The 11,999-nt window shown below is 32.8% G+C and carries 10 protein-coding genes and 1 tRNA gene; 5 read left to right on the forward strand and 6 right to left on the reverse strand.

Annotated elements, in window-relative coordinates; translation table 11 throughout:
- Positions 1-36: 36 nt before the first annotated feature.
- Positions 37-831, reverse strand: a complete 795-nt coding sequence (locus tag ABWU24_RS05320) for a collagenase (RefSeq protein WP_353274564.1) — start codon at positions 829-831, stop codon at positions 37-39.
- A gap of 545 nt (positions 832-1,376) precedes the next feature.
- Between ABWU24_RS05320 and ABWU24_RS05325 the strand changes: the two genes are divergently transcribed.
- From ABWU24_RS05325 to ABWU24_RS05335, 3 genes are all read left to right on the forward strand, one after another.
- Positions 1,377-1,449: transfer RNA gene (locus ABWU24_RS05325), tRNA-Val, on the forward strand.
- Positions 1,450-1,475: 26 nt separating this feature from the next.
- Positions 1,476-2,372, forward strand: coding sequence for a cation diffusion facilitator family transporter (locus ABWU24_RS05330; RefSeq protein ID WP_341815730.1), 897 nt, complete (start codon positions 1,476-1,478; stop codon positions 2,370-2,372).
- 55 nt (positions 2,373-2,427) lie between these two features.
- On the forward strand, positions 2,428-4,308 hold the full coding sequence (locus ABWU24_RS05335) for a hypothetical protein (RefSeq protein WP_341815731.1): 1,881 nt from the start codon (positions 2,428-2,430) through the stop codon (positions 4,306-4,308).
- Here the strand turns inward: ABWU24_RS05335 and plsY are convergent.
- From plsY to ABWU24_RS05360, 5 genes are read right to left on the reverse strand one after another with little or no spacing between them, the layout of a single operon-like run.
- Positions 4,303-4,878 carry a glycerol-3-phosphate 1-O-acyltransferase PlsY gene (gene plsY / locus ABWU24_RS05340; RefSeq protein ID WP_015588304.1) on the reverse strand — a complete coding sequence of 192 codons (576 nt, stop codon included), beginning with the start codon at positions 4,876-4,878 and terminating at the stop codon, positions 4,303-4,305. The genes ABWU24_RS05335 and plsY overlap by 6 nt on opposite strands.
- A 10-nt stretch (positions 4,879-4,888) precedes the next feature.
- The gene (locus tag ABWU24_RS05345; RefSeq protein WP_353274566.1) at positions 4,889-6,355 is read right to left on the reverse strand and encodes an alanine/glycine:cation symporter family protein; all 1,467 of its coding nucleotides are present in this window, start codon (positions 6,353-6,355) and stop codon (positions 4,889-4,891) included.
- A 2-nt stretch (positions 6,356-6,357) separates the two neighbouring features.
- Entirely contained in the window at positions 6,358-7,692 is a 1,335-nt protein-coding gene (locus tag ABWU24_RS05350; protein WP_341815732.1) for an alanine/glycine:cation symporter family protein, read from the reverse strand.
- 8 nt (positions 7,693-7,700) lie between these two features.
- Positions 7,701-8,486, reverse strand: coding sequence for a CDP-alcohol phosphatidyltransferase family protein (locus ABWU24_RS05355; protein WP_015588307.1), 786 nt, complete (start codon positions 8,484-8,486; stop codon positions 7,701-7,703).
- Positions 8,483-9,166: a phosphatidylserine decarboxylase gene (locus tag ABWU24_RS05360; RefSeq protein ID WP_135352908.1), complete on the reverse strand. Its 684-nt coding sequence runs from the start codon at positions 9,164-9,166 to the stop codon at positions 8,483-8,485. Before ABWU24_RS05360 ends, ABWU24_RS05355 begins: the two co-directional genes overlap by 4 nt.
- A 233-nt stretch (positions 9,167-9,399) precedes the next feature.
- On the opposite strand from ABWU24_RS05360, the gene ABWU24_RS05365 reads away from it, so the two are divergent.
- A complete protein-coding gene (locus ABWU24_RS05365) occupies positions 9,400-10,539 on the forward strand; it encodes an ankyrin repeat domain-containing protein (protein ID WP_341815734.1) in 1,140 nt (379 codons plus the stop codon).
- An 87-nt stretch (positions 10,540-10,626) separates the two neighbouring features.
- Positions 10,627-11,862: a hypothetical protein gene (locus ABWU24_RS05370; protein WP_353274568.1), complete on the forward strand. Its 1,236-nt coding sequence runs from the start codon at positions 10,627-10,629 to the stop codon at positions 11,860-11,862.
- The last annotated feature ends 137 nt before the right edge of the window (positions 11,863-11,999 follow it).

Consider the following 11,999-nt stretch of genomic DNA (forward strand, 5'->3'; position numbering starts at 1 on the left):
TTATCTACTTTAGTATCACTTCTTTCCCATTATTGTCTATCTGTTCTTTATATAGTGGGAATTGGTATCAGTAAGCCAACTTTTAAAGTCAGCATTATGCCCTTTTATACTTTCCAAGAACCTTTCTGACTTATGTGAATTACCTGCATGTAAAGTATCCAGGTAATCTTTTAATAAACTAGGATCTTTTTCCTGTAAGTACATCACCAACGCATGACCTGTTTTATAAACTAGGCTATTTGCTTCGCTGTCATCTGAATATTCTAAATCTAAAATTTTATCTAAATCCAAATTTGCAGCTTCGGTTTTGTCAATACTTGATCCTTGAGCATTGAACTTATGATTTGAATGGTGCTCAAAGTAATCTGCAATTCCTTCCATTAATACTGTTGGTAAAGATTCGCCTCCTGTAGCCAAGTAAGTCAAACCATGTGCAAATTCATGCTGAAGGTTATGAACGCCACCTTGCTTATAGACGTACATTGTAGCACAAACACCATCTCCTCCTCCTGGATAACATTTACCACCCTCATCTCCAAGGAGGTGAGAACCGAAATGCTTGCTTCCACCAAGGTGAGTGTAATCAGCCTTATCATCAAACACATAAATTTTGAATGTTTGTTCTGAGCTACCAGGCTCCAGCTTAAATGCATCTTTAAAATTAGTAGCTGTTTCTCTTATCTCACTTTCAATGTGAGCAACTTTACTTGTTCTTAAATCATGAGAATGAACCTCTACTTTGATATTTAAATCTTTAACTTCTATGGTATGCTTATTGTTAAAGTATTCTTCTTGAGTTATATTTTTATTTATTTGTTGATTGATTGTCATAATTCTAACCTCTAATTTATTAGTCTTTACAATATCAAGCATAAAGCTACTTCCGCTAAGAAAGTGTAAATTCTCATATTGATATAATTTACATCTTAATAAAAAAGTATAGATAATTAACTCAATATGAAAAATCGAGAATATAGATAAAATTCTATAGCTAACCTCAGGCAGCTACTAACAAGTAGCAAAATTATAAATATTAAGAAATTTACCAGTAGAAAAAAGGCACCCGTGTTAGCTAGTTGTTACTTCTGAAAATCGATGTTCTATACTGTCTTAAAACAGCCCGTTTCAGCTTTTATAGGTAAAAAATCAGAAACATTGTGAAGACATAAGTGCACGTAATGCAAAAAATTAAAAATAAGGTGCCAACTGACTGTATAATACTTTTGTTGTGTTAACCTGCACAGATTGAAGATAATAAAATACCCTCATTTTTATATTAATGAAAGTGGCGGAGTTTGTCAAGGAGTTTCATTCAGCAAGAGGTCTAAAAGCAAATTGACTTTCATTTCACTGAAGCACTATACTAAAGCTACGATGGGTAATTAGCTCAGTTGGTAGAGCACTTGCTTGACGTGCAAGGGGTCGCTGGTTCGAGTCCAGTGTTACCCACGTTTTTGCTAACGAAAAGATTTTATATGACAGCAGTACACAATGGCAAACATTCAGCAGCAGCATCCAAGCGCTTAATTTATTCCATAATAATAGTTGCGATAACAATGCTTATGGAAATAGCAGGTGGAATAATTTCACACTCGCTTGCTCTGTTATCAGATGCAGGGCACATGCTCACTGATCTTTTTGCCTTGATTTTAAGCTGGGTAGCACACAAGTTTTCAGTTAAGAAATCTGATTTACAAAGATCATATGGGTATCACAGATTGCAGATAATTGCAGCGTTTGTTAATGGCTTAACTCTATTTCTCATTGCAGCAGTCATTATCATTGAATCAATAAAAAGATTTATTTTTCCAGTTAATGTAGAATGGAAAGTAATGCTAATAATTGCCACACTTGGCCTGATCTCTAACATTATAGTCTTTTTTATATTACATAGTAAATGTGAAAGCAATATAAACATAAAAAGTGCTGTACTGCACGTCATAGGAGATATTTTAGGCTCTGTAGCTGCTATAGTTGCATCCATAATTATCATGCTTACCGGATGGCAAGTAGTGGATCCTATTTTGTCAGTATTTGTTAGCGTAATAATCTTAAGCAGTGGCTATAAAATTCTCAAGAATTCTTGCCATATACTCCTTGAAGGTACACCCGAGGGTGTATCTGCTGAGGAGATAAAAAGTGAGATTATATCTAAGCTACCTGAAGTGATAGATGTACACCACATACATGCATGGTCACTATCTGATAATTATTTTATACTTACCATGCATGCCAAGATAAAGCAAAATGGGCAACATACTAATATTCTGTATGAGATAAAAAAAATACTATTAAATAGTTTCAAAATCGCACACTCTACAGTTGAAATTGAATACGATGAATGCGTAGACAGTAAAATACTTAAGCATTGACATCTATAGGCTATTTGTTATTACTACAATATCATAATATTATAGAGAATAGGCTATGATAGGTATTTCCCAAATACAATTTCCTGGAAAAGGCTCTTACAGATTAAAGACAGCAAGCTACTTCGCAGCTTTTGTTTCTTTAAGCATTTTAGTTAATCCGGCCAATGTCTTTTTATCTTTCGCTACAGTATTTTTTAGATCTGAAATAAAAACTTTTTACGTTTATAAAGACATAAAAACTGCAAAGCAGGAAAAAATAAGTAAAAAGGAATATTGGGAAATATTTTTTAAGAATAATAAAATTAAGATAGCATCTTTCTTTTTATTTTTTGCTTTTGTAACATATCTAACCTTTACGACTACTTTTCTACTCGTTTCGTTACTTGCAACAATACCACTTGCAATGGTTTTAATTCTATTACAAAGTGAATTAAGGCCAAAGGATTTTAATCCATTTACGTTACTTAAAGCTGCTACAAATTTCTTTTTAGAAGGCATAAAAGAAAATACTCGCAGCATGACAAATAAGTTTGATGATACTTACGAGCATTTACTACCCCATCAATTGAACGATGATATTAGTAATAATATTGATAAGTTACTGCATAAATATGGTGGGGTACCAGAAGACGTTATTAATGATAAAGAATTTAAAGAATTTATTGAATATATAAATCACTTACATATGCTTGATGGCCAACCATTTAGTAATGAGAATAAGGGAAAATTAGTGATGTTTTTGCAAGATTTTTGCAAAGGTAATGAGAAACATAGCTCTGGTTTCAATGGCGGGCAAATTCTTCTGTTAGTTCTGAAAGCTTGCAATGATGGAAATAGAGAAACTGTAAAAAACAAAAAAGACGCGCTGATTGCAAATTTACTAGATAGTCAAACTTTCTCTAGAAAAGAACGAATTCCTAACACATGTTTTACTGGTATTATCTACAGAATGTTAAGTACATTAGAGGGTATTCATTCCGATCCAGAGATTAAATTTACACCACCTAGACAAATGCTCCTGACAGAAGCAGAAAATGAAGCACGTAAGTTTATGTTAGACAGGCTAAAAAATAAGAAGAACAGTAAAGAAATTCTTAGGGCTTGGCATAACGCCCAAAATAATTATGAAGATGATAAAAGTCAAAAAATAGTTGATGATTTTATTGCAGAAGTAAGTATTTCCTTAATGAGAAATTTACTGAGTTTTACTTCTCAATATAGTGAACAAATTGTGCTGACGTTAATGAAAAATATTAACTCTGTAAAGTTAAATAAATTAGAGCATTATACATTGAATCAATACATAAGAAATAAATTACAAGATCATGATTTAGATAATCAAATTGAAAATATCAAAGGAAAAGTCTTTTTGAAGCTTTTAGAGCTTGATTTACTTAAAACAGATTTTTCTCTCAAGGATTCATCTTTGGATGAAGCTAAGAGAATAGCTGATAAGGTAATAGAGAAAGAAATTAAGGAATTTAGGCTAAAAGCTGAGAAGACCGTTGAAGGTCAAGTGGCCAGAATGTTAGATAGTTTAAGAATGTTACCACTAGAGAAAAGGTGTTATAGGGTATACACAGAACTGAGTAAAAATAGCAGAGACGATAAAGAAGAAGTAAAGAAAATTCTGCAAGAAAAACTAGCAATAACAGAAGCAGTGATAAATAACATGTTAAAAAAAGAAGCTTCACACAGGCTAGAGATAGAGATTGAAGATATTTATAATCAAAATAAGCGCAATGTAACCACACTTTATGAAAAAACAAAAGAAGTAAAGCAAAGATTTATTAAAGATGGACTTTTAACACCTCAAGAAGTAGAGAGTATAACAAGAGTAAAAATTATAATCTTAAATAAAGAAGATAAAATAATACCATCAAGCAGTTTATCTCGTAGTTTAAGTGTCAGTGATTTAACATCTCATCGCTTATAAAAACTTACGCTCTCTGCTTTGCAGAAGGTTTGTAATATTTCTGTGGTGCTTTAAGAAAATCAATATTGCTACAATGAGTAGTGCAAGAAATAATTCTTTTTGAAAAAAGAAAGACGCTACAACAATTATTACAGCCGCAGTCAAAGAAGCAAGAGAAGAATATCGAAAGGTAAAAAATACTATTAGCCAAATAAACACAAACACTGATGCCAAAGGGATATTAAGTGCTATCAAAATTCCCAAAGTTGTCGCAACCCCCTTTCCTCCATTGAACCTTAGCCAAATAGGAAACATATGTCCTAAAACTGCTAAAATAGCAGATGCATATATCCACAGATCGTTATCAAAAAATTGTTGTGCTATATAAATTGCGATAAATCCTTTAAAGGAATCCAAAAGTAATGTCAAAACAGCAAGAAATTTGTTTCCTGTCCTTGCAACATTTGTAGCACCAATATTTCCAGAACCTACTTCTCTTAAATTTATTCCTTTTATTTTTGTAATAATTAAGCTAAACGGTATTGAACCTAATATGTAAGATAATACAAAAACTACAAATATCTCTATCATAGCAATAAATCTAGCTAATTTTATTATTCTTCAGCCTTTTTAGATAACATTGGACTTCATTGTTAATCTGGTTGCTAAACAATATAAGTGCTGTCATATTGATGAGTGCTAAACAAGAGAATAAAGCTCCACCAATATTAGCAATAGCCATTATATCTTTAGATAAACCTGACAAAAATGCAACCGCTACTACTGCTATACGATATATTACTACACTTTTTACACCAAACAAATACAGCCATCCCATTTCACAACAATATACAAATGAAATTACTGAGGAAAACGCAAACAAAGGTGCAGCTATGGTTAAAAGTATAGGAAACCAAGAAGAAACTGTTTCAAATGCTTTCTGGGTGATCAATATTCCCTCGCCAATGCCGGTCTGGTATGCACCTGTTATTACTATTGTTATTCCTGTTAAGCAACAAATTAACATTGTATCAAAGCATGGTTCTATCATCGCAACCAGACCAGTTCTAACTGGCTCCTCATCTTTAGCTACCGCGTGAGTGATTGAAGCAGAGCCAACACCTGCTTCACTGGCAAAAATTGCTCTTTGAATCCCAGCGACAAATGCTCCTACTACTCCTCCACCAACAGCATTGAAGTCTATCATACTGGAAAACAATATTTTCAATGTATTGCTAAAATTGTGAATATTGAATGCAATGATTGTGACACAACTCAAAATATATATGAGTGACATAATAGGAACTAGCGCAGAAGAGACTTTAGCTATTCTCCTGATTCCACCGATAATCACTAGAGCAAGTAATGCAGAAATTATGAAGGAAAGAACCCAAGGATGACTATCTATCCAGCTTGAATAGCCAGATAATATTGAAACCATTTGATTAGTCTGAAATGCTACACTTCCACCAAGACCTGACAATACAAGAAACACTGCATATATTGCAGCTAGCACAATACCAAGCTTCTTAAATCCAAATTCCTCTAGTCCATTTCTTATATATTGAAAGGGACCACTGAATAACTGCTCCTGGCCTTCTGTTCTGTGTCTGAATGCTAAAGTTACTTCAGCAAACTTTGCAGACATACCAAAAAAACCTGTAATCATCATCCAAGGTACCGCTCCTGGCCCTCCCATTGAAATTGCGATTGCAACACCAGCAACAGTTCCAAGGCCTACTGTGCTTGATAGCGCGGTTACAAATGCCTGAAAATGCGTAATGTGACCATCATGATGATCTGTGTCATATTTTCCACATAAAATAGCGAACGCATGCTTAAACATCCTTATGTTGAGAAATCTAAAACGTAGTGTTAGAAATATATAACCAAAGGCCAATAAAAGAATTATAAATGGTACGTGAAAGATCTTGAAAAACAACACTTCATTCATGAAGTTGCTTACTCCATTTAATGCAGTGTCATAACTTTTATGAAAAATTGAAGCAGCGTATACATCATTAAATGGTAGGCAAAATAACACTATATAAAGCATTCTATAAATCATGTTTAATACCTTTTGTAATAAGAATCTATTGTATTTAAGACTTCCCTTCTCAGTAGATATATCGCAACAGCATTTGGAATCATAAGGCACATAAACAGGCTATCACCTAAATAAGATATAAATTCTACATTTTTTGATATACAGCTGATATACACTGAACCCACTATAAAAAACTGAAACAATATCAGTACTTTTTTGTTACCAAATAAGTACACTAGGGCAACTTCACAGTAGTAATAGTAAGCTATTATTGTGGAAAATGCAAAGGAAAACATTATCAGCGGAAGAGCTAGCTTGCTAAATAAAGGCAAGGCTGTTGAAAATGCTGAGCTAACTAACATAATATCACCTACGGTATTAGTGCTATGCATATCGGTGATAATTATCACAATACCAGTCAAAAATGAGACTAATATTGTGTCTACAAATGGTGCAATCATTGCAACACTTCCAACTTTAACTGGGTCTTTCTCTTTTACAATCGAATGTGCTATAGCTGCTGTTCCAGTACCTGCTTCATTAGCAAACACTGACCTTCTTACCCCTGCTATTAATCCACTCAATACTCCACCTCCTATAGCTGATTTGTTAAAGATATCTTGAAATATTATAGATAGAGCATTCAGTAGATTATTTCCGTTTACACAGATTAAATATATACACATGCCTATATAGAACATTATCATGATCGGCCCTAAACCTGTTGCAACTAAAGCAATTCGCTTTATTCCTCCCAGTATTACAATTAATACAAATAGCGAGATAATAACAGATGTGTTGTATTCAAATAAGTTACTTGACAACGCTGCAATTTGATTTGCCTGAAATGGTATACCGCCTAGAATCATTGCAACAAGCAGCATAACTGCGTAGATAAATGCAAGGAATTTTCCAGTCTTCATAAATCCAATCTTTGCAAGTCCATGTTCCATATAATAAAAAGCCCCACCAGTTGTGTTTTCAGAGCGATGAGTAAATGCAAGCACTACTTCAGCAAATTTTATTGACATGCCAAGTACCCCGGTAATTATCATCCAAAAAACTGCACTTGGCCCCCCTATTGTAATAGCTATTGCAACTCCTGATATTGTTCCAAGACCAACTGTTCCTGAAATTACCGTTGCAAATGCCTGAATGTGGGTGATTATGCCGTTATTACTATGGCTCTCTAGGTTGAATAGTGTTTGTATCCCATATTTGAACAACCTGAAGTTAATGAATTTGAATCGAATCGTACAAAAAACCCCAGTTGCAATTACCCAAATAATTATAAATGGTATGTTGAATATCTTTATATATAAAAAAGAGTTTAATAGATCAGTTACTTTTATAATCATGTTGCTCACTATTTTTTATGTAGCTGACTAGTTTTATATGCGTAATGTATATAAAGTCCGATACTTATTGGAATAGTTAAGATATAAACTACACCTAAAATTGGTAGTGTTATCCAGGGCTTACTTATAAAAAATATGATCAATATTCCAAAAAATGACACAAATATATAGGATAAACTTTTAGGGACATAAATGTATTTTGCAGAGAAAGTTGGAATATGACTTATCGAAAAAAATGAGATGGTCAAAAAGTAACAAGCTGTATTCTTTACGTTAAAAAATTGCTCTATAAGAAGTAGATATTCACTTTCATGAGATTGAAAGGTAATAATTATTGGAAACAGAACAAGTAAAGCGCATACAGGGGCTGGAACACCAGAAAAGAAAAATTTTTTCCAGTATAATTGCTCTAAATGTAGCGAAACATTGAATCTTGCAAGTCTTATTGATATGCAGATTACATATATCATTACTAAAATCCATCCTACAACTTTAATTTCATTTAACTTCCAAAAATATAAAAGAAAAGCAGGTGCTGAACCAAAATTTAGAAAATCTGCAAAAGAATCGAGTTGTGCTCCAAAATCGCTGGTTGATTTTAAAATTCTGGCTATCCTGCCGTCCATTCCATCTATTATTGCTGCAATGATAATAAAAATTGCTGAAAATTCCCATTGTTCATTAAATGTGAATTTAAGTGAAGTAAGGCCAGCACATAAACCTAATAAAGTTATAAAGTTTGGGAATAACTTGGTAATAGGTAAAAATTTACTGTTACTTTCATCGTTATTCATATAACATCAAAAGTAAGCTTCTCTTGTTTATTAAAATCTGCTATAACTGTCTCACCGCCAATGACAGTTTGTCCTTCTGAAACTCTTACCTCTATACCAATAGGAATATAAATATTTACTCTGCTACCAAATCTTATAATTCCAAATCTTTCACCTGCTTTTACGCTCTGAGATGTCCTCAAATTACAAACAATGCGGCGTGCAATAAATCCAGCTATTTGCTCTACAATGATTTCTTTTCCCTTCTCATATTCAATCGCAATAACCTGTTTTTCATTCTCATTACTAGACCTATTGCTTATTGCGGAAACAAACTTGCCTTTTTTATAACTCATTTCCTTTATTGTACCAGATATTGGTATACGATTAACGTGGACATTCAAAACACTTAAAAATATGCTAACAAGCGTAAACTTCTTTTCTTCTTCATTCTCTTCTGATAAAGAGTAACTAACTTCTTCTATCTTTGAAATTACACCATCAGCAGGGCTTAATATAAAGTCCTTATTGTTTGGTACAGCTCTTGCCGGATCACGGAAGAAATAAGTACATAATAATGTTGGGAATAAGCAAGTAATGCCAGCCCCCCAAGATATAGAAAATGCTATACATGTTACTATAAAGGAAATAACTATAAATAAATAACCTTCTCTGTTTATATTAGGCAAACCAAAGCACATAATTTATTCTCGATAATTCATTATTAACAATTTATCATTTATAATTTCTCATGAAAAGCTTTTTTTCACTTCTTCACTTTTGGAATGCTTATATAAACATTTGCTTATATAACCATTGATAGAGATTAATTTTTAATGAAAATTTAATTTTCTTAGCTATTGTTAATATTATTTTAATAAAAACTTAATAATAATTCTTAATAATATATGAATTGTTGTGTTCTTAATTTCGTATGACAGGGGAAATAGAAAAAGATGAATCTCCTTCCTTATACTCTGCAATTCGGATGGGTGATATTGAAGCTACAGAGCTGCTAATAAAGTTTGGTGCAAATGTCAATGATAGTTATGAACGTAATAGTACACCACTACATATTGCTATCGGGTATAAGCAGTTTGAAATAGCGAAATTGCTGATAAATAACGGAGCAAACGTTAACGCAAAAACTGAAAATCATGGCAAAGATGACTTAACACCAATGCACCTTGCAATTTTTGCAAACACGCCAGAGTTTATAGAATTGCTAGCTAGCAATGGTGCGTCAATTGATGAAAGAGAAAGCACTGAAGGACATACACCTTTTCACCTTGCTGCTTTATATGGGAATAAAAGTGTAATACAAGCCTTAGTTGATAAGGGACAGAATATTGAAGATATTGATAATAATGGACGTACAGCTTTATTTTTAGCTATTAGGCAATGCACTGGAGCAGAGGATGATAGCAGAATAGAAGTTATCGAGTATTTGATAAATAAACTCAAAGCAGACATAACGAAAAAAGATAATAATAACAACACAATACTTTTTCCTGCTGCTAATAATTGTCCTGAAAAAGTAGTGAAACTCATCATTAAACAATATGTAGGAAGCTTTGATAGAGATCAGTTGAAGAATTTTATCAATCATAAAAATAAAGATGGAATGGATGCTTTGGATATTGCGCTCAACAGTGAAAATGAAGAAGCCATTGAAGTACTTAGATCATATGGAGCAAGTATTGAAAAGATAGAAGGTGAAAGTCGTATATTTCGTGCAGTAGAAGAAGGTAATACAGGAAAAGTGAGCCTTCTTTTAGAGCAAGGAGCAAACGTTAATATAAAAAATGGGAATGGACTTACTCCTTTAGATCTTGCAATGCAGGAAAATGATAAAGACATGGCTCGATTCCTCAGAGAGAATAAAGCAAAAACAGGTTTAGAGATAAAAGTTCAGTTAGCAGCATTAATTACGCTAACTATTATAACCTTCGGCTTAGCACTAGTAGTGTATTTTATTGTGAAAGGTATTAAAGAAATTGCTGCACAAAAAACAGGCAGTACTCTCAATAATGTAGAAAGTACAAAGATAGAACCTCCTATCAAGCACAAATAAAGCTTTTACAGGTAGTTGATAAGTTTCTTGCTTTATTTACATTCTTTCTATAGCATGATATATTAATGTTAGAATAGGGTGTGTGGTATGTTTGCAGGTCAAAATAATAATCAACAGCAGAATAGAAATAGAGCACAAGACTTAGTAAGAAGAGTACAAAATGCTCATAATAATACTAATAAAATTAAAAAATTCATTAATATAGCTTTATTAATAAGTATGATTCTTCCATTTTCTCTTCTGATACAATTTTCTTTGTGCTTATGGATGGTAAACCATTTTTTAAAACCAGAGGAAAATGAGAGAAGATTATCAGCATGGCCAAAAAATATTATTAGAGGAATATTAACGGCTGCTTTAGTCATATGTATTATTATTTCTTGTGTATTTTTAGTGCTTCCTATGTTGTTCTTCTGCTTGCTAAACAAAACACTCACTGAAGCAATACAGCAGTTTAACGATTTAATACAACAAATTCCAGAGGAAGAAAGGGGCCTTTTTGCTGCTGATATAGTCAATATTCTTCCCTTTGTTGCGCAAACTACTCATGATCCAAGTGCAGTTGCTAGTATAAACTTGAGTGTTGATAGACTCGTAGAAAAGTATAAAGAGAATTTAAGCAAAGATGAATTCTATGTACAGCTAAATAGAGGTAACACAACCGGCATTGAAGAGTACATCAAACAGTCAAATGAGTTTACAGAAGGCGATAAATCTCATGCACTTGAATGCTTAAGATTTATCAATAGAACAGGAGATAATTTTAAAGACAATCATAGTAAGTTAACACTAAAGCAAGCAGCTATTTTATGTTGGAAAGCCTGCAATGATAGAAATACAGGGACAGAAAATCAAAGAACTCCTTTAAATGATGAATATATAAAAAATAGAAAGGATATGTTTGTAAAAGGTCTTGTAGACGCTGCAACAACTTACGGTAATCAAGGTCAAAGTTGTGCAGGTGGAACATACAATAAATTATTTGAGTCTTTATCTAGCTTACATCCATCAGTGGTTATTACACTCGATGGAGAAGAGGCTAGAGAAATGATAAAAGAAACGATCACACAAAAATTCCCTGAAATGGCCAGAACCAATTTCACCAATTTCTCTGGAACAGAACAAGAAAGGATCCGTAGCGAGTTACCAAAGTTATCATCTGAAACAGTAAGGTATATTATGACTACGCATTCAGCTCTTGAGAGAAGGTGTCAAGAGTTCAGCAATAGATTAAACAATGATAAAAAGAATGAAATATTAGAAGAGTGTATGAGCAACTTATCCTGTGTTGAGCTAGAAAGTCCAATTGAAAGAAGAAGGTAAATTGTATTTGATTGTAGCCATTTATCTTAAAATATGAAGCAGAGTTTTGGATTATTTGAACTTAAGTTTATGTATTGAAGTAACATGTAAAACCACTTCGTGTAGGTGATGTATTATATTTTATCTACATGTCAAAG

The organism is Wolbachia endosymbiont (group B) of Hofmannophila pseudospretella (genome assembly GCF_964028515.1).
Classification (GTDB): Bacteria; Pseudomonadota; Alphaproteobacteria; order Rickettsiales; family Anaplasmataceae; genus Wolbachia.